The sequence below is a fragment of the Vibrio sp. B4-6 genome (assembly GCF_963888245.1).
Lineage (GTDB): Bacteria > Pseudomonadota > Gammaproteobacteria > Enterobacterales > Vibrionaceae > Vibrio > Vibrio anguillarum.
In genome coordinates this window covers 1-19,965 of the sequence record NZ_CAWPIM010000015.1, presented here as the reverse complement: position 1 = coordinate 19,965, position 19,965 = coordinate 1, and the positions used below count along the sequence as shown (strand labels likewise).

The window sequence follows — 19,965 nt, the reverse complement described above, 5'->3', positions numbered from 1 at the left end:
TGGTAGAAAGGCGCTCGCCGAGCGCCTTTTAACTCCTTACAGGAGCTGATTGTGAAAGACTTATTAAACTTTCTAAAAGCACAGCATAAGACCGAAGAATTTGATGCAATCAAAATCGGTCTATCTTCACCTGACATGATTCGTTCATGGTCTTTTGGTGAAGTTAAAAAACCTGAAACGATCAACTATCGTACGTTCAAGCCTGAACGTGATGGTCTGTTCTGTGCGCGTATTTTTGGTCCAGTCAAAGACTACGAATGTCTTTGTGGTAAATATAAGCGTCTGAAACACCGTGGCGTGATCTGTGAAAAATGTGGCGTTGAAGTTACACAAACTAAAGTTCGTCGTGACCGTATGGGCCACATCGAGCTTGCATCACCGGTTGCTCACATCTGGTTCCTAAAATCGCTACCGTCTCGTATCGGTCTGCTAATGGATATCCCTCTACGTGATATCGAACGTGTTCTTTACTTCGAAATGTATGTAGTAACAGAGCCGGGTATGACGGATCTAGAAAAGAGTCAGATGCTTACTGAAGAAGAGTATCTTGACCGTCTAGAAGAGTGGGGCGATGAGTTCACGGCGAAGATGGGCGCAGAAGCGATCAAAGACCTATTGGGTTCAATGGATCTTGTCGCTGAAACAGAGATGATGCGTGAGGAGTTACAAACCACTAACTCTGAAACTAAACGCAAAAAACTGACTAAGCGTCTGAAGCTTGTTGAAGCGTTTATCAGCTCAGGTAATAACCCTGAGTGGATGATCCTGACTGTGCTTCCGGTACTTCCGCCAGATCTACGTCCTCTAGTACCACTAGATGGCGGTCGTTTTGCGACATCTGATCTGAACGATTTGTACCGCCGTGTGATCAACCGTAACAACCGTTTGAAGCGCCTTCTAGAGCTAGCAGCTCCGGACATCATCGTACGCAACGAAAAGCGTATGCTGCAAGAGTCTGTTGATGCGCTACTTGATAACGGTCGTCGCGGTCGTGCGATCACAGGTTCTAACAAGCGTCCTCTGAAATCTCTTGCTGATATGATCAAGGGTAAACAAGGTCGTTTCCGTCAGAACCTACTTGGTAAACGTGTAGACTACTCAGGCCGTTCTGTAATCACAGTAGGTCCATATTTACGTCTGCACCAGTGTGGTCTTCCTAAGAAGATGGCACTTGAGCTATTTAAACCATTTATCTACAGCAAGTTAGAAACTCGCGGCATGGCCACGACGATCAAAGCAGCTAAGAAAATGGTTGAGCGTGAAGAAGCGGTTGTTTGGGATATCCTAGACGAAGTGATTCGTGAACACCCAGTACTACTAAACCGTGCACCAACACTGCACCGTCTTGGTATTCAAGCGTTCGAACCTGTACTGATTGAAGGTAAAGCGATTCAACTGCACCCACTTGTGTGTGCGGCGTATAACGCGGACTTCGATGGTGACCAAATGGCGGTTCACGTGCCTCTAACTTTAGAAGCACAGCTTGAAGCTCGTACACTGATGATGTCGACGAACAACATTCTGTCGCCAGCATCAGGTGATCCGATCATCGTACCTTCACAGGACGTGGTCTTGGGTCTGTACTACATGACTCGCGAAAAAATCAACGCACAAGGTGAAGGTATGTACCTGGCTGGCCCTAAAGAGGCTGAGAAGGCATACCGTACTAAGACAGCGGCGCTACACGCACGCGTTAAAGTACGTATCACTGAAACCGTTGTTGATGAAGATGGTTACAGCACAACTGAGACTAAGATGGTCGATACGACTGTCGGTCGTGCCATGCTATGGCAAATCGTGCCTAAAGGCCTGCCATACAGCATCGTGAACCAGAAGCTTGGTAAGAAACAGATCTCAAATCTATTAAACGAAGCGTATCGTAAGCTTGGTTTGAAAGATACGGTCGTATTTGCTGACCAAATCATGTACACCGGTTTTGCTTATGCAGCACTGTCAGGCGTGTCAGTTGGTATCGACGACATGGTTGTACCAGCAGCGAAATACACTGAAATTGCTGAAGCTGAAGAAGAAGTACGCGAAATCCAAGAACAGTTCCAATCAGGTCTTGTTACGGCGGGTGAGCGTTACAACAAAGTTATCGATATCTGGGCGTCTACCAACGACCGTGTTGCGAAAGCGATGATGGATAACCTATCTTCTGAAACCGTGATCAACCGTGATGGTGTAGAAGAACAACAAGAATCGTTTAACAGCATCTATATGATGGCTGACTCGGGTGCTCGTGGTTCTGCTGCTCAGATTCGTCAGCTTGCAGGTATGCGTGGTCTGATGGCGCGTCCAGATGGTTCAATCATCGAAACGCCTATCACAGCAAACTTTAAAGAAGGCCTGAACGTACTACAGTACTTTATCTCTACCCACGGTGCACGTAAGGGTCTAGCCGATACAGCACTTAAAACAGCGAACTCAGGTTATCTGACTCGTCGTTTAGTAGACGTTGCACAAGACGTTGTGGTGACAGAGCATGACTGTGGCACTCAAGAAGGTGTCGACATGATGCCTCATATCGAGGGTGGTGATGTTAAAGTTTCTTTAACTGAACTGGCTCTTGGTCGTGTTGTGGCTGAGGATGTGATGAAGCCAGGCACTGAAGAAGTACTTATTCCACGTAATACTCTGATTGATGAGAAGTGGTGTCAGATTATCGATGAGAACTCTGTCGATAATATGAAAGTACGTTCAGTGGTAACCTGTGATGCGGACTTCGGCTGTTGTGCGCTATGTTACGGTCGTGACCTTGCTCGTGGTCACCTAGTGAACCAAGGTGAGGCAGTCGGTGTTATTGCTGCTCAATCTATCGGTGAGCCGGGTACACAGTTAACGATGCGTACGTTCCACATCGGTGGTGCGGCTTCTACTGCTGCGGCAGAGAACAGCATCCAAGCGAAGAACAAAGGTTCTGTGAAACTTCACAACGCTAAGTTCGTTATCAACAAAGATAAGAAGCTGGTTATCACATCTCGTGCATCAGAGCTGACTATCATTGACGAATTTGGTCGCACGAAAGAAAAACACAAACTGCCTTACGGCTCTGTGTTGAGTAAAGGTGATAACGACGCGGTTGAAGCTGGTCAAACAGTGGCTAACTGGGAAGCGCACACCATGCCAATCATCACTGAAGTGGCTGGTCGCATCCAATTCGTTGATATGATTGATGGTGTAACGGTTTCTCGCCAAACAGATGACCTAACGGGTCTATCTTCAAGCGAAGTAACCGAAGCTGCCGCTCGTCCAGCAGCAGGTAAAGATATGCGTCCAGCTATCAAACTTGTTGATGCGAAAGGTAAAGATGTCATGATCCCTGGTACTGATATGCCAGCTCAATACTTCTTACCGGGTAAAGCGATCGTTAACATCGAAGATGGTGCTGAAGTTGGTATTGGTGACACATTAGCGCGTATTCCACAAAAATCTGGCGGTAACCGAGACATCACGGGTGGTCTACCTCGCGTAGCTGACTTGTTTGAAGCTCGTCGACCAAAAGAGCCTGCGATTCTTGCTGAGCACACAGGTACTGTGAGCTTTGGTAAAGAAACCAAAGGTAAACGTCGTCTAATCATCACTCGTGAGGGTGACGAAACTTATGAAGAAATGATTCCTAAGCATCGTCAACTTAACGTGTTTGAAGGTGAAAAGATCGAACGTGGTGACGTTATTGCTGATGGTCCTGAGACTCCGCACGATATCCTACGTTTACGTGGTATCCATGCTGTAACGTCTTACATCGCTAACGAAGTTCAAGAAGTTTACCGTCTGCAAGGCGTTAAGATTAACGATAAGCACATTGAAACTATCGTTCGTCAAATGCTACGTAAGTGTACGATTACTCATGCTGGCGACTCTGAGTTCCTAGCGGGTGAGCAAGTTGAATACTCACAAGTGAAAGTTGCAAACCGTAACCTAGAAGCCGAAGGCAAACAGCCTGCTCGTTTCGAGCGTGAGCTACTAGGTATTACTAAAGCATCTCTAGCGACTGAATCGTTCATCTCTGCGGCATCGTTCCAAGAGACAACTCGCGTACTAACAGAAGCGGCTGTTTCTGGTAAACGTGATGATCTTCGCGGTCTGAAAGAAAACGTAATCGTTGGTCGTCTGATCCCAGCGGGTACAGGTTTCGCTTACCACCAAGAACGTCAAGCTAAACGTGCGGCACAGCTAAAAGGCCCGTCTGCTGAACAAGCGACAGATAACCTAGCGGCACTGCTAAACGCAGGTTTCTCTTCTGAAGAGTAATCTCAGCGCTGATTAAAAAAGGCACCTTCGGGTGCCTTTTTTGTTGCGCTTAATTAATCTACGCGAATGATTACAGCAAAATATTCAATATTAAGCACCAGGAGGGATAGCCAAGCTGTCCGCGATAAGTTGAATCAAACTATCTTCCACTCCAAAACGCACCTCAATAATTTCACCAATTAGCGAAAGGTCGTTGTCAAAGTTTTCGAGATCATCCTCATCACTCACTGCCGCGTATTTATCTGTAAAATTGAGTAACGGCTCGGTAGTAACAATAATTTTTCCATAAGTCTGATTAATTTCATCGGTGGCTTCAAAGCCAGTTGCACGCCACCTATCCATCACCATATCGTAGATTTTGAAGTGACCTTCGGAAATATAATCGACCAGTTGCTGGCAAAAACGTTGCAGCTCTTCTGGCGAGGGAAGCCCGTTAACATTCGTTTTGGCGGTGCAAGGTTGCAGCGCGGCTAATTTGCAATACTCTACAATTAAGGTTTGTCGCGTGTTTAACCAGTGATCAATAACGTCACTGTAACCGCCCCATTGCTCTTGTGTGCGTTTTAGTTTTTTTAGCATGACCATGCCCTCATGATCGGGTCACAAAGCTGGTGACCGTTTCCTTTGCGTAGGGTTGCACTTCGTAGATACAACTCATTGTCCTTACTAGAATTTATAGAACTAAATTTGGAACGTTACAAATTCTGGTATGAATTTAGATTGCCAGTAAAATGGGGTAACTGCAAGAAGAGAGGTCGCAACATGTTGAAAAATAGTGATACAAAAATCGCTTATTGGTGTGTAGTTTCCGGAAGTGAGATCTGGACCATAAATGGTGAGTTACCGCTAGGATCTGCGGGTGAATATTCCCTGCCTTTAGAAAAAGCGGTGGTGGTAGATAGTTGTGATGGTTACCCAGTGATGTGGGTCAATGATGCCGATCTTGATGGCGAGCGAGAAATGACTTCATTACGCGAATTGTTGCATCTCAAACCAGAACTGTTTTTGGCGATCAGCAAAGCGCTTCAATATGGTCACATGAGTCAAACGTTACGTTTTTGTCCACAATGTGGTGGGCGAAATTACCTAAACCATAACCAATTGGCGATGCAATGTTCTGAGTGTCGAACGTTACATTATCCGCGTATCTTTCCTTGCATTATTGTCGCGGTACGAAATCAGGATAAAATTTTATTGGCCCAGCACCCAAGGCATCGTAACGGCATGTATACCGTCATTGCTGGTTTTCTGGAGGTCGGGGAGACGTTAGAGCAGTGCGTGGCACGTGAAGTGCTTGAAGAAACGGGGATTCATGTGAAAAATATTCACTATTTTGGTAGCCAGCCTTGGGCATTTCCATCGAGTATGATGATGGGCTTTGTGGCGGAATATGACTCTGGCACGATAAAACCCGACTATAGTGAATTGAGTGATGCGCAATGGTTTTCAGCAAGTGCTTTGCCTCCTGTTGCGCCCGAAGGGACGATAGCCAGAGCATTAATAGAGCACACGTTAAGCGAAATCGAGAAAGATTCACTGCAGCATTGCTAAAAAAAACCCTCCGGTGAAGGAGGGGGTAAGTAAGATGTCGTTATGAGATGCCGAGTACAGAGTACTCAGTTTATAATTATAGTTTTCGCTAGCGAACAAATTTTTAACACCGTTAAAGGTTGCTTGCAAATTAACCATTGATTTAAAAGTTAATAACATGATCTCGCTTGCAAAGCACACCGTTTTTGGCGCTTATTCAGTGCTAGAATAACGCCACAAAAAATAACAAGCTTTAAATTGGAAGACGGAATGACTGAATTAAAAAATGATCGCTACTTGCGTGCACTGTTAAAACAACCTGTCGATTGCACCCCTGTATGGATGATGCGCCAAGCAGGACGTTACCTGCCAGAGTATCGCGCAACGCGTGCCGAAGCAGGCGATTTTATGGCGCTGTGTAAAAATGCTGAGCTAGCTTCTGAAGTGACATTACAGCCATTACGTCGCTTTCCATTAGATGCCGCTATTTTATTTTCTGATATTTTAACCATTCCTGACGCCATGGGATTGGGTTTGTATTTTGAAGCGGGAGAAGGGCCAAAGTTTGAACGCCCGATCACTTGTAAAGCCGATGTCGATAAAATTGGCTTACCGGATCCGGAAGGCGAACTGCAATATGTGATGAATGCCGTACGCCAGATCCGCAAAGATCTACAAGGTGAAGTTCCATTGATCGGTTTTTCAGGCAGCCCATGGACACTCGCGACTTATATGGTGGAAGGTGGCAGCTCAAAAGCCTTCACTAAGATCAAAAAAATGATGTACGCCGATCCTAGCGTGCTGCACGCCTTGCTCGATAAACTGGCAGACAGTGTTATTGAATACCTCAACGCACAAATCAAAGCGGGTGTTCAGTCTGTTATGATCTTTGATACTTGGGGCGGAGTACTGACGCCGCGCGACTACAACCTCTTTTCACTACAGTATATGCACAAAATTGTGGATGGTTTAATTCGTGAAAATGAAGGTCGCCGCGTACCCGTCACTCTGTTTACCAAAAACGGTGGCATGTGGCTGGAGCAGATTGCTGCAACGGGTTGTGATGCTGTAGGGCTTGATTGGACCATCAATATTGCCGATGCCAAAGCGCGTATCGGTGACAAAGTGGCGCTGCAAGGCAATATGGACCCTTCCATGCTTTATGCTCCGCATGATCGTATTCGCCAAGAAGTGGCGACCATTCTTGAAGGGTTCGGCCATGGTGGAACGGGCCATGTCTTTAACCTCGGACACGGTATCCATTTAGATGTGCCACCGGAAAATGCGGGCATATTTGTTGATGCGGTGCACGCCTTGTCTAAACCGTACCATCAATAATAGGTTTGCGGTGCCTTATCGCCGATAATGCACCGTTTCTCACTCTCATCCTGTTATTTGATAGGAGCAGGTTCACAGAGGTAAAGAGGTAATCAGACAAGATGAAGACCAAAGATAAGATCGTTTATGCTGCATTAGCGCTGTTTAATGAACATGGTGAAAGAACGGTGACCACTAACCATATCGCAGCACATATCGAAATCAGCCCAGGTAATTTGTATTATCACTTTCGTAATAAACAAGAAATTGTTCGTGATATTTTTGCTCTCTATTCAGCAGAGTTACTCGAACGTTTTCAGCCGATTTCGGCACAGCGCGAAAGCTTAACTCTGTTAAAGCATTATCTTGATTCGATCTTCACTTTGATGTGGAAATACCGTTTTTTCTATGCCAATTTACCGGAAATCCTGCAGCGTGATGAAGTACTACATGGTGAGTACATTCAAGTACAAGAAAAGCTGCAAACTAATCTCATTAATATTATGCACGCTTTTGTTGAGCTGAAATTGCTGTCTGTCGGAAAAGAAGATATGCAATCTTTAGTGACCACTCTCCATATGACGGCCTCGTGTTGGTTGAGTTATCAGTCAGCGATGTTTTCCAAAACGCAGATCACCGAGCAAGTGATTCATCAAGGCATGCTACAGATGATCGCAGTCGTTAAACCCAAAGCAACGGAACAAGGTCTTGAACAGCTTCTATTATTAGAGGAAGGTGTGCGGGCGATGCACGCATCATAATCTGTGCTTAGTTATAACCTTTGAGTATTGTTCTTAATCCTTTGAAGCTGTTAGCTTCTTAGCTATACATCTCTAAGGGTGGTGTTGATATGCACTATGACGTTTTTAACGGTGATGCTGATGGCATCATCTCTCTTCTTCAGCTGCGGCTTGCTTACCCTCGCACGACGACCCTAGTTACTGGGGTTAAGCGTGATATCAAATTGCTCCAGCGTCTTAATCTTCAATCCCGAGATAGTCTGACCGTGTTAGATATTTCGATGGAGAAGAATCAGCAACCTTTACAGCAGGCTCTTGCGGCGGGGGTGACGGTGTTTTATGCCGATCATCACTATGCAGGCTCAGTTCCCGAGACTCCGCTGCTTGACGCCCATATTGATTTGGACCCTAATACTTGTACGGCATTAATTATTGATCAGTGGTTAGGTGGTCCGTTCCATGAGTGGGCGATTGTGGCAGCTTATGGCGATAATTTGATTGCTAAAGCGGATACTTTAGCGCGCAACGCGGGGCTAACTACCACTCAAGCCGAACAACTAAAAAACTTAGGCACCTTGATTAACTATAACGGTTATGGAGAGACGATAGAGCAGCTTCATTATCACCCCGCTGATTTGTACCAAGCCTTGCTAGTTTATCCTTCACCGTTTGATTTAATGAAGGATGACAACTCCCCTTTTTATCATTTGCAGCACGCTTATGAGCAAGATATGCAGCTCGCTCAGTCGTTAGAGCCTATCTATAAAAGTGCCTGTTTGAGCGTGTACGAGCTGCCAGATTGTGCATCATCACAGCGAGTGAGTGGTGTGTTTAGTAATTGGCTAGCCAATCAAGCACCCGCCGCGGCACATATGGTTTTAACGGTAAATTCATCGGGTGGTTATACCGTTTCGCTACGTGCTCCATTAGCCAATAAACAGGGAGCGGGTAGGTTATGCAGCGCCTTTGCAACCGGAGGCGGGCGAGAAGCAGCGGCGGGTATTAATTCGTTGGATAAAAGACAATTGACCCAATTCATTACTCAAGTAGAAGCGTACTATTCATCACACTAACGCTCGCCCGGATTAACTGGGTGATGAATGTGTTTTGCTAGCGACTGAGCCAGCGTGTTGGGTCTTCGGCTTTACTGTTGCGACGAATTTCGAAATAGAGCGCTGGCTGAGATTGACCGCCAGTGTCGCCCGCTAAAGCAATGGTTTCACCAGCGGTGACTTTATCGCCCTCTTTTTTGAGCAAACTTTGGTTAAAGCCGTATAAGGTCATATCGCCTTTGCCATGATCGAGCAAAACCACCAGCCCATAACCACGTAGATATTCAGCAAACACGACCGTGCCAGAATAAACCGCTTTGACGTTTTGACCATAATTGGCGTCAATGACCAGACCTTTCCAATCAATTTGTCCACTTTGACGTGTACCAAAAGCATGCAGGATTTTGCCTTTGACTGGCCAAGGTAGCTTGCCTTTTTGCGGCGCTAACCCATCCATTAGCACAGCGTTACGTTTTGCTGCTTTGGCGATTTCCGCTTGTAATCGCGTTTCATTGCGTTGCAATTCAGCTAAGTAGACTTTATCACCGGAAATGCTTTTTTGAATTTTACCCACTGTACTGCGTCGTTCTGACTGCGTTTTTGCTAATGTAGCGCGCTTTTGGGTCTGCTGTTCTAATAGAGAGGCGATTTGGTCTCGTTCAAGTCGCAGCTGTTTTTCACTTTCATTGAGTTCTTTTTGCGTAAGTTCAAGCTGTTGGATGGTTTGGCTGCGTGCCTTAGCTAAGTGTTGGTAATACTGGCTGATGCGATCTTCTTCCACGCCATTATTGAGTATGTTAGATGAGGCCGTCGCTCGCTGAGTGGCGTAATAGGTTTTGATCAGTTGAGCTAATTTGGCAGTTTGCTGTGTTTGTTGTGTTTCTAAGGCCGTGATCTTTTGTTTGAGTTTAGCGATATTAGCGTTAGCCACTACCAATTCTGATTTGGTGTTTTTGATCTGATTTTCTAGACTTGAAATGCCTACTTCTTGCTTTTTAAGCGCATTTTGCAACGAATCGAGCTCTTTTTGTCGATTATTTAACGCTTGCTGCTGACGAGAAATTTCGCCTTTCACCCCTTTTAGCTCTTGTTGTGTGGCAGCCATTAACGGTGAGCTGGAGAGGCAAGCTAGCCCTAACACCATCACTAGGCTAAGTGCATGCCACCAAGTCGTTATAGTAATTAGGTGTGGTGAAGGCTTGTTTCTCATCCGTTTTCAAGTCTCTATCGACAAATTAGTGAGTCAGTATACTCAAAGCCATCCGCGAGGCGAAAGCCCTATGTCAAAACTTGCAATCAAATCGAGTTCTTGGACGAAAAAAAGCCTCGATATTTATCGAGGCTCAACATCACGTGGTTGGTGAGTTATTTAAACAACACTTGACCAGACATTTCTGCCGGGATGTCCATGTTCGATAGAGCAAGCATCGTTGGTGCTAGGTCAGAAAGCTTACCACCATCTTTTAGCTTAAGATCTTTGCTACCGACGTAGATAAGCGGCACTGGCAGATTGGTATGAGCAGTATGAATGCCCCCTGTTTCTGGGTTCACCATCATTTCTGCATTGCCGTGGTCTGCTGTGATCAGTAACTGGCCATCGACTTCTTTAATCGCTTCAACCACTTTTCCGATACACTCATCAAGCGCTTCGCATGCTTTCACGGCCGCTTCGTAAATACCAGTATGACCAACCATATCGCCGTTCGGGTAGTTACAGATAATCGCATCGTATTTACCTGATTTGATTGCCGCAACGAGTTTTTCAGTCAGTTCAGGCGCGCTCATTTCCGGTTGCAGATCGTAAGTTGCCACTTTAGGTGAAGCAACCAATTGGCGCTCTTCGCCTGGGAATTCGTTCTCAACACCACCGTTAAAGAAGAAGGTGACGTGCGCGTATTTTTCTGTTTCAGAGATGCGCAACTGAGTTTTACCCGCCTTTGATAGCCACTCACCGTAGGTGTTTTCTAGTGATGCTGGTGGAAATGCGCACAGCAGAGGAATGTCGGCGGCGTATTGGGTTAGCATCACAAAATCAATTGCTGGGAACTTTGCACGTTCAAACCCGTTGAAATCTGGTATGAAGGCACGAGTAATTTCACGTGCACGGTCGGCGCGGTAGTTCATGAAAATCACGGCGTCGCCATCTTCAATCGCAGCAGAGTCTTGGCCTTCAGCTTTGATTTCTGTCGCTTTAACAAATTCATCATTTTCTTCACGTGCGTAAGCGGCTTCAAGGCCTGCCACGGCGGAATCAAAAGTAAATTCTGCTTTGGCTTCAACCAATAGGTCGTAAGCTTTTTGTACGCGTTCCCAGTTGTTATCGCGATCCATGGCGTAGTAACGACCAATCAGTGAGGCGATACGACCTTTACCTAATTTAGAAAATAGGTCTTGGAAGCGTTGCAATGAGGCTTCGGCACTGCGTGGTGGCGTATCACGGCCATCAAGGAAGCAGTGGAGGTAGATTTTCTCAGCGCCACGGGCAGCAGCCATTTCAACGGCAGCGTAGATATGATCTTCATGCGAGTGAACACCACCTGGCGACATTAGCCCCAATAGGTGAACCGCTTTGCCCGCTTTGATTGCTTTATCCATCGCGTTGACTAACACTTCGTTTTGTTGGAATTCACCATCAAGAATTGATTTAGTAATGCGTGTCAGGTCTTGGTAAACAATACGACCAGCACCGATATTGGTGTGACCGACTTCTGAGTTACCCATTTGACCATCCGGTAAACCTACATCCATACCAGAAGCAGAAATCAGAGTGTTTGGGTTGTTTGCAATTAAGCTATCCATGACTGGAGTATGTGCATTGCTGATTGCGTTGTGTGCGTTATCTTCACGGTAACCCCAACCGTCAAGAATTACTAAAGCCATTGGCTTCTTAGCTGACATAGTTATGACCTCGTCAAATTCAAAGTAACTTAAACAGAAATTAGCGTAATTTTACTACACTTTGAAGCGATTGCAGTAGGTTAAGATCAATGATTCTCCCTATCAATGCCTATAAAGGTAGCCTATTGATCAACATCGGTGCCTTTTTAGCGCCATTTAATAAACTAAAATTCCCGTCCCAAGCACGGCAAACAGTGCGCCGCACCAAGCGAAGCGGTTGGGCCGCTGTTTGGTATACATCCATAAAATAGGCAACAACATGATGGGCGTGGTTGAGGAGAGCAGGGCCACCATACCCACGTTGCCTTCACGCAGTGCGTAGAGAATTAACGTCATTCCGACCGCCATCGCAAGAAAACCGTTGATGGCAGTAATGGTAAAAATGGGCAGCGTAATGGCTTGAGTGGCGCGTGCTAATTTTGCACCAGTAGCCAACAGTAAGCAGTGTGCGGTGAAAGCGGTGAGCATTCGAATCGAGGAAGCGGCGATGGGGTCGATCCCCGTTTGCATCACAGGTTTGGCGATGATCCCACCCAATGCTTGGCATAGAGCCGCGATAAGGCCAAGTGCAATGCCAACCCATACTCGGCCTTTAATTGCTTCCAATGCATTATGATTTTGCCCTCGGCGGCCAAAAAAGATGGCCGTTAGAACGCCTGAAAAGACAAAAGTCGCGCCCACTAGCTCGGCATGGCTCATGCTTTCGCTGAATAAAAAATAGCCGAGAATGGCCGAAAAAACGGCATGGCAAGAAAAGAGCAAACCCGCTTGTCTTGGCCCCATGCGATTTAAACACGCAAACAGCGCCGTATCGCCAATGAATATGCCAATCAACCCCGAATACATCATGGGTGTTACCATCTCGCTGTTTACCGTTGCCCAGCCGCCAGTTGCCAACGCCATGCTCACTAAAATGAGAGAAGTACAGCCCATCCGCCAACGGCTATAAGCAAAGGTTCCTAAATGGCGAGCGGGAGTAACAGACAGTAAACTGGCTACTGCCCAAAGAAACGCGGCAGCAAGCGCGAGCCATTCGTAGCCCATGTAAACATCCTTGAACGAGGGAAGGATCTCAATATGCCTTAAGCGCTAGGGGAAAACAAAGGGAATTTATGGGCTTGCCTCAATGTGATTAAAAGAGGCAAGCCAAGAGGATTTATACTTTGAAGCGGCGAATATCGTTACGCATGGCTTCTGCCGATAAATGCATTTCATGAGCGCTGTGGCTGCTCTGCTGAGTTTGGCTTGCAAGGTCATCAGAAGCGTCTTTGATACCTTGTGTATTGCGGCTAATGTCTTCGCTGACGGCTCGCTGCTCTTCAGCGGCACTGGCAATTTGCAAGGCCATATCATTGATCTCGGTAATGGCTTGCGTGATCCGCACTAAACTGTCGTGAGCTTGTTCGGCATAGTCAACACTGTGGTCGGCCAGTTTGGTGCTGGCTTCCATATTCTCGACCGCATGTTGAGTATTGCGCTGCAAGGTTTCTATCATGGTGCGGATCTCTTCCGTTGAACCATGTGTACGTTGGCTGAGCACACGAACTTCGTCGGCTACCACAGCAAAACCACGGCCTTGGTCACCTGCGCGGGCCGCTTCAATCGCTGCGTTGAGTGCTAACAGATTGGTTTGTTCGGCAATACTTTGAATGGTGGATAGGATCTGGTTGATACTTTGAGCATTGCTCTCCAACTCTCGGATCACTTTGGCCGCACTATCGACCTGATTGGCTAAGTGAGTAATGGAATCTCGATTCTTTTTGATAACCGCCTGCCCGTCATCACAAGCTGAGGCCGATGCTTGTGACGCGCTAGCGGTCAGTTCGGCATGGCTAGCCACCTCAGCGGCGGTAGCCGACATCTCGTGAATCGCGGTGGCTATTTGGTTGACATCATTTTGTTGGTGCTCAACTCGCATGGAAGCTTGAGCAGAAAGGTCATTGGCATCTTGTGCTTGCTGGGAAAGTTGTTGGCTACGGCTGACGATCCCTTTCAGCATCTCCTGCATTTGACTTAAAAAGAGATTCACTTTCTCGGCCAATTCACCGATTTCATCCATGCGTCGAATGTCGATGCGTTGGGTGAGGTCGCCTTCTCCTTGCGCTAATTGCGCTAAAGCGTTCGACAATACCTGCAGTGGTTGCAGTAAGCGGGTTACAACCCAAGTGCTGATGCTGGCGATAATAATGTAGAGCACTAAAGAGGCAATGGCGGTAAAGGTGATCTGCTCAGAAACCGAGGCGTAGGCCATCTCTTTATCCACCACAATGCCCAGTAACCAATCGGTATTAGGTATTTGTGAGACGTAAATCAACTTGTTGCCTTGCTTTGGCCAAACAATAGTATCAACGCGATTCTCTTTAGCTAAGCTGGCCATGTGCTGAGAATCCAATTCACTGTTTAAATTGGTTAAAGGTTTTTGGCTTAAAGCTTCATCTTGGTAGGCAACAATGTTGTTATTACCATCAACTAGAAACGCAAAACCTTGATTGTTCAATTTAACATTCAGCACTTCTTTAATGAGATTGGTTACGGTTAAATCGGCGGCGAGTACGCCTTGTTTTTGACCTTTAAAAGCTTTGGCGAAGCTGACCACGATGCTGCCATCAAAATCTTGGTAGGGTTCGGTAATTATAAGCCCTGATTGTGCCATTGCATCTTTATACCAAGGGCGCGTTCTTGGATCATAATCATTTGGCCAATCTTCGGTTTTATCACCATAAGCAATGCTGCCATCACTAAAACCAGCATAAACAGAAAGAAAATCACCGCTCTTTTTAGTCACCAGCAACGCTTGGTCAGCATTGTTATTATTGGCAATAAAAGGTTCATTGGCCAACATCATATTGCTGCGGATCCCAAGCCAATCACTGATGTAATGGCGAGTAGCAAGACTGGTATTTTCCATTTCACTATTAATGGCATAGGTCGTTTCTTGCTGTAATTGACTTACGGAGATCCAAGCTTGGACGCCACTGACGATTGCGATGATGATGGCGATAGCGACTTGAATTTTAAATTTGATGGTATGTCTCATGGGTTATGTCCCTAGAACGGTTTGACAACCGCGTGTCGATAGCTCAGATCAGGAAAAGATGAATTAACGGCTCCTACGCTTAGTTGCAGCGAAATGATGAAGTCGTTTCATATTTCTTCAGATAAATGAATAAGTAAATCAGAGTAATCCTACGAGAATGTAGCTTTGATTAATATGATCGTGCTCGATTATTGTTCATCTCGTTGATTTGCTTTTACTTAGTTTTAGGCTGGAATGATTCATCTTGCGACCTGCATTCAGTCTTGACGCTCAATGCAAGTCGCAGTCACCAAAGGTTAGGTCAGTAATAGCGCGGCAGTATAGACAATGCACAAGCCAACAACGCCAATAATCAGACCTGTTTTGGCCATGTCTTTACTCTCAATAAGCCCCGTAGAATAGGCCAGTGAGTTCGGCGGTGTTGAGACAGGTAAAATCATACCCAGTGAGGCAGAAAAGGCGACAACCACTAACAAACTTTGTATACCACCAATACTGGCCAAGCTTTCCATGGATGTGCCAATCGCGGCAGCGATCGGCATGAGTAAGTTAGCGGTCGCGGTATTGGACATGAAGTTTGCCATGATCCAACAAACGAGCGACAGGGTGATGATGACCGAGATAGGCGATAGAGAACTGTAATCAATCGCGTGAGCTAATGCTGAAGCGAGCCCTGTTTTATCTAGCCCAATTCCAATCGCTATCCCGCCAGCCACTAGCCACAAGACGTCCCAGTTGATCTGTTTCAGTTCCTCTTTGCCCATAATGCCGGTAAGTGTAAAAACCGCCAAAGGAATAATAGATACCACATAGGTGTTCATGCCGTGTAGAGAGGTGGTCATCCACAGCACTATGGTGGCGGCAAAAGTAATGTAGACCACGATTGCACGCCAATTTTTTTGGAATGTTCCGTTTAGTTTCAGCACCATCTGTTTTTCTGAAGAGGGAAATAGTTTTTGTAGCAAAAACCAAGCTAACGTGAGCTGAATAATCACAAACGGCAAGCCCATCATCATCCAAGAAAAGAAATCAATGCTATTGCTTCCGGTGAGATATTGCAGCGCGATCGCATTGGGTGGCGTACCGATAGGCGTGGCAATACCACCTGTGTTCGCTGCAATCGGAATGCAGAGCACTAAGGCTTTGATGCCTAAATCCCCTTTTGGAGCTGAAGCGACGATCGGCCCGAGCAGCGCCAGCATCATCACAGTAGTCGCGGTATTGGACATAAACATAGAAAATACCGCAGTGATCAACATTAGCCCCAGCATAATAAAGCGGGGTTGAGTACCAAAAGGTTTGAGTAACACTCGGGCTAAGTTGTTGTCCAGTTCATATTTAGAAGCAGCAATCGCCAGTGCAAAGCCGCCCATGAACAAGATAATAATCGGTGAAGAGAAAGCGCTGAAAATATCGGTGTACTTCATTAACTCGCCGATATCATGCCCAGCGGGTGGCGAACGAAAGAGATGCAAGCCTTTATCTGAAATCATCACCAATTCGAGCGCAATGATCAAAATGGAGGTGGCAAATACAGGAACTGGCTCCAATACCCAAAGCAGAGCAGCCAATAAAAAAATAGCCAGTAATCGATGTTGAATTAAGGTTAAGTCATCAATCGGTATTGCATCAATGGGCATCAGTAAAACACCGATGGGCAGCAAAAAGCAGATCGCAAGCTTTATCAGCATTCCCGTATTCATGGTAGGCATATCACATGACCTTCATTAGGTTAACTTGAAGTAACTAGCGTAAATGATATGTGAATGAAGGTCTTAGACGCGGCTTGAAATTTTGAGTTTTAGCTAAGGAATATGCAGCAGCTTTGTTTTTTATCAATAAAGAAAAAAAGCGAAATATCTAGAGGCGTTAGCTCTGAACATGCAGAGCTAACGCATTCGGCAGGGAACATTAAGAGATGGCGATTAACGTTGCTGTGCGTATGGAGTACCCATAACCGTTGTAGCATTGTGTTGCATAGACTCATCAAAGCGAATTTTATCTTTTGCAAACAGGTTGATCACCGTTGAGCCTAGCTTAAAACGACCCATCTCTTGTCCTTTTTTCAGTACAACAGAGGTATTGCCTTGGGCTGGATAATCCCAGCGATAAACGGTATTGCCGCGCGGAGGCGTGACGGTACCTGACCAAACTAGCTCAATACTGCCAACAATGGTCGCTCCGACAAGCACTTGTGCCATTGGGCCAAACTCAGTATCAAAAATACACACCACGCGCTCATTACGAGCAAACAGGTTCGGTACATTTTCGGCGGTTAGTGGGTTAACCGAGAAAAGATCGCCCGGAACATAAATCATTTGACGTAACACGCCATCGCAAGGCATGTGTACGCGGTGGTAGTCGCGAGGTGATAAATAAAGCGTGGCAAATTCGCCATCTTCAAACTCTTGCGCCAGCTTTGCATCACCACCGAGCAATTCTACCGCTGTAAAATGGTGACCTTTCGCTTGGATCAGCTTGCCATCTTGAATCGGCCCGAATTGACTAACGCAAGCATCGGCCGGATGGGTGATTAAGCTATCACCGTCACTGATTGGCCGAGCATCGGCTTTCAATTCACGAACAAAGAATTCATTGAATGTTTTGAAATGGCTAGGATCTGAATGCAGAGCTTCATCCATGTTGACATTATATTGTTTAATAAACCAACGAATGACTGCAGTGGTTAGACCGCCAGCTTTCGCTGATGCGAGTTTACCCATCAGGCGTGTTAAGCCATGTTGTGGGATCCAGTATTGCAGTCCAACTTTAATTTTATCCATTGTCTCTGATTCCAATGTTAACTGTATGTTCTTCACTTTGGGCGCGAGATGTTACTGAAAAACTCTCACCATGTCAGCAGTTAGTCACCATTGCTTACGGATTATTCGATGGCGACAGATAAAAAATTTATCGATCAAGTTTGCGGACATTTGCCGGGGTAAAACTCGATGCTATTTATAAATCCGCTTTTTTGTTACGCGAATATTGGCGGTTAGCTTTGTTTTCCGACATGCTTTCTAAAATTCGGTGGTAGTTCTCAAAGCGCGTGTTACTAATATCACCTTTTTCCACGGCTTCACGTAGTAAGCAACCCGGATCGTCAGCGTGTTTACAGTCTCTAAACTTACAGCCGCCTAAGAAGGGACGAAATTCGACAAAGGCTTCGGTGATCGCTTCAGCTTCCAAATGCCATAAACCAAATTCACGCACTCCCGGCGAGTCGATCAAATCACCGCCTGTAGGGATATGATACAAGCGAGCCGCAGTGGTGGTATGTTGACCAAGTCCAGATGCTTGAGAAACTTCACCTTCTTCAATTTCATCTTCCAAATTTGGCATTAATGCGTTCACTAGGCTGGATTTACCAACGCCAGATTGACCAACAAATATGTTGATCCGTCCGCCAAGTTCCGCTTCTAACTCAGCAATCCCTTCACCGTTTTTTTTGCTGACAAAAAGCACTTTGTAGCCAATGCGTTCGTACACACGTAACGACTCTTGATATTGGTTACGCAATTCATCGCTGAGTAAATCAATCTTATTCAGTACCACTAGCGGCGCAATATTCACGGTTTCTGAAGCGATCAAATAACGGTCGATGATATTGAGTGACAGTTCCGGCAGTACGGATGACACAATGACCATCTGATCAATGTTTGCCGCTACTGGTTTCAAACCGTCGTAATAATCTGGACGAGTCAGAACCGATTTGCGCGGTTCAACCGCTTCGACAACGCCAGAGATACCCGCCATCGATTCGAGTCCAGGTCGCCAAATAACACGATCTCCTGAGACCAGCGTTTCAATGCCTCGGCGTAAATTACAGCGGTGGATGGTGTGAGTCTCTAAATCTTCAACATCGGCATGTTGGCCAAAACGAGTAATCACTAACCCAGTTTTTGCGGTGCCGAGCATGGCTTCATCCCACGAAACTGTGTCCTCTTTTTTGAGTCGTTTACTCTGATTATTACGAACGCGTCGTACTTGACCTTTCGTCAGCTTCTTTTTCTTTGCCACGATTATCTACTTCATGATTATGATACGTTTTGATCCAACGTTGAGATTTTACTCAAAATCATACCGTTTGGATCCAATGTCCAAAGGTATCTTGGGGATCTGAATTTGGGTATAGTACCTTTTTTATCTGCAAACCAATATAGGCAACGTATTTATGTCTTTTAGCGATCAAAACTTGATTTGGGTTGATCTTGAGATGACAGGCTTAGACCCTGAAACTCACAAAATTATCGAGATTGCCACCATTGTGACTGATAGTGAGTTGAACATTTTGGCTGAAGGCCCAGTGTTGGCTGTTCATCAATCAGAAGCTGAATTGGCTAAAATGGATGAATGGTGCACCACCACACATACCAAAAGCGGTTTGGTCGAGCGAGTACGTCATGACTCAGTGACACAACAAGAAGCGGTTGAACAGACCATTACGTTTTTGGAAAAGTGGGTGCCTAAAGGTAAATCTCCGATTTGTGGCAACAGTATTGGGCAAGATCGCCGCTTTCTTTATAAACATATGCCTGAGCTGGAAGCCTACTTCCATTACCGTTATGTGGATGTCAGTACGCTAAAAGAGCTGACTCGCCGTTGGAAGCCAGAAGTATTGGATGGCTTTTCTAAGCAAGGTAGCCACCTGGCTTTAGATGATATTCGTGAGTCTATTGCTGAGCTTCAGTACTACCGTAAGACCATATTCAGTATTTAATTTTCAGAACGGCATTTTTTGCTGATGGCGTGTTAACCAGTTTTTGTGATTAATACGCCATATTTGCGTTCTTTTTCGTCAAAAAAAAAAAAAAAAGATTTTTTTCCAGTAAGGGCTTGCATCATAAGAAAATGCTCTTATAATTCGCAGCCCTGAACAACGGAAACGTTGTGAATGCGACACTAGCTCAGTTGGTAGAGCGCAACCTTGCCAAGGTTGAGGTCACGAGTTCGAACCTCGTGTGTCGCTCCACTTTTTTTGTTAGAAAGTGAACAGGTTTAAGTTTTCATCGTACTTAACGGTGACACAATACGGACGCGGGGTGGAGCAGCTTGGTAGCTCGTCGGGCTCATAACCCGAAGGTCGTTGGTTCAAATCCAGCCCCCGCAACCAAATTTAGATTAAGCGTAAATACGA

Annotated in this window: 14 protein-coding genes and 2 tRNA genes; 8 read left to right on the top strand and 8 right to left on the bottom strand. The window is 45.7% G+C overall.

The window, feature by feature from the left end; all coding sequences use genetic code 11:
* The first annotated feature begins 51 nt into the window (after positions 1-51).
* Entirely contained in the window at positions 52-4,254 is a 4,203-nt protein-coding gene (rpoC, locus tag AACV20_RS06205; protein WP_013857949.1) for a DNA-directed RNA polymerase subunit beta', read from the top strand.
* Positions 4,255-4,344: 90 nt separating this feature from the next.
* Here the strand turns inward: rpoC and AACV20_RS06200 are convergent, their stop codons facing one another.
* A complete protein-coding gene (locus AACV20_RS06200) occupies positions 4,345-4,839 on the bottom strand; it encodes an Rsd/AlgQ family anti-sigma factor (RefSeq protein ID WP_013857948.1) in 495 nt (164 codons plus the stop codon).
* Between the two features lie 180 nt (positions 4,840-5,019).
* On the opposite strand from AACV20_RS06200, the gene nudC reads away from it, so the two are divergent.
* The 4 genes from nudC to AACV20_RS06180 all read left to right on the top strand — a co-directional run bounded on the left by nudC (position 5,020) and on the right by AACV20_RS06180 (position 8,914).
* Positions 5,020-5,805 (top strand): NAD(+) diphosphatase, encoded by a 786-nt coding sequence (gene nudC, locus AACV20_RS06195; RefSeq protein ID WP_170907994.1) that lies wholly within the window; start codon positions 5,020-5,022, stop codon positions 5,803-5,805.
* Positions 5,806-6,054: 249 nt separating this feature from the next.
* Positions 6,055-7,122 carry a uroporphyrinogen decarboxylase gene (hemE, locus tag AACV20_RS06190; RefSeq protein WP_170907993.1) on the top strand — a complete coding sequence of 356 codons (1,068 nt, stop codon included), beginning with the start codon at positions 6,055-6,057 and terminating at the stop codon, positions 7,120-7,122.
* A 101-nt stretch (positions 7,123-7,223) separates the two neighbouring features.
* Positions 7,224-7,862, top strand: coding sequence for a TetR/AcrR family transcriptional regulator (locus AACV20_RS06185; RefSeq protein ID WP_170907992.1), 639 nt, complete (start codon positions 7,224-7,226; stop codon positions 7,860-7,862).
* Between the two features lie 89 nt (positions 7,863-7,951).
* Positions 7,952-8,914: a DHH family phosphoesterase gene (locus tag AACV20_RS06180; protein ID WP_170907991.1), complete on the top strand. Its 963-nt coding sequence runs from the start codon at positions 7,952-7,954 to the stop codon at positions 8,912-8,914.
* Positions 8,915-8,951: 37 nt separating this feature from the next.
* Here AACV20_RS06180 and AACV20_RS06175 read toward each other — a convergent pair whose 3' ends face one another.
* The 7 genes from AACV20_RS06175 to rsgA all read right to left on the bottom strand — a co-directional run bounded on the left by AACV20_RS06175 (position 8,952) and on the right by rsgA (position 18,848).
* Complete coding sequence (locus AACV20_RS06175) at positions 8,952-10,037, bottom strand: murein hydrolase activator EnvC family protein (protein ID WP_231140426.1); 1,086 nt, start codon at positions 10,035-10,037, stop codon at positions 8,952-8,954.
* 221 nt (positions 10,038-10,258) lie between these two features.
* On the bottom strand, positions 10,259-11,791 hold the full coding sequence (gpmM, locus tag AACV20_RS06170; RefSeq protein WP_013857941.1) for a 2,3-bisphosphoglycerate-independent phosphoglycerate mutase: 1,533 nt from the start codon (positions 11,789-11,791) through the stop codon (positions 10,259-10,261).
* Between the two features lie 156 nt (positions 11,792-11,947).
* Complete coding sequence (locus tag AACV20_RS06165) at positions 11,948-12,835, bottom strand: DMT family transporter (protein ID WP_170907990.1); 888 nt, start codon at positions 12,833-12,835, stop codon at positions 11,948-11,950.
* Between the two features lie 112 nt (positions 12,836-12,947).
* Positions 12,948-14,828: a methyl-accepting chemotaxis protein gene (locus AACV20_RS06160; protein ID WP_170907989.1), complete on the bottom strand. Its 1,881-nt coding sequence runs from the start codon at positions 14,826-14,828 to the stop codon at positions 12,948-12,950.
* A 296-nt stretch (positions 14,829-15,124) separates the two neighbouring features.
* Positions 15,125-16,540 carry an SLC13 family permease gene (locus tag AACV20_RS06155; protein WP_170907988.1) on the bottom strand — a complete coding sequence of 472 codons (1,416 nt, stop codon included), beginning with the start codon at positions 16,538-16,540 and terminating at the stop codon, positions 15,125-15,127.
* Positions 16,541-16,753: 213 nt separating this feature from the next.
* Positions 16,754-17,611, bottom strand: coding sequence for an archaetidylserine decarboxylase (gene asd, locus AACV20_RS06150; RefSeq protein WP_013857937.1), 858 nt, complete (start codon positions 17,609-17,611; stop codon positions 16,754-16,756).
* Positions 17,612-17,786: 175 nt separating this feature from the next.
* Positions 17,787-18,848 carry a small ribosomal subunit biogenesis GTPase RsgA gene (gene rsgA / locus AACV20_RS06145; RefSeq protein WP_170907987.1) on the bottom strand — a complete coding sequence of 354 codons (1,062 nt, stop codon included), beginning with the start codon at positions 18,846-18,848 and terminating at the stop codon, positions 17,787-17,789.
* Positions 18,849-19,002: 154 nt separating this feature from the next.
* Between rsgA and orn the strand changes: the two genes are divergently transcribed.
* The 3 genes from orn (at position 19,003) to AACV20_RS06130 (ending at position 19,941) form a co-directional block, all read left to right on the top strand.
* Positions 19,003-19,548, top strand: coding sequence for an oligoribonuclease (orn, locus tag AACV20_RS06140; RefSeq protein ID WP_010318948.1), 546 nt, complete (start codon positions 19,003-19,005; stop codon positions 19,546-19,548).
* 176 nt (positions 19,549-19,724) lie between these two features.
* Positions 19,725-19,800, top strand: a tRNA-Gly gene (locus AACV20_RS06135).
* Between the two features lie 64 nt (positions 19,801-19,864).
* Positions 19,865-19,941 (top strand) — tRNA-Met (locus AACV20_RS06130).
* The last annotated feature ends 24 nt before the right edge of the window (positions 19,942-19,965 follow it).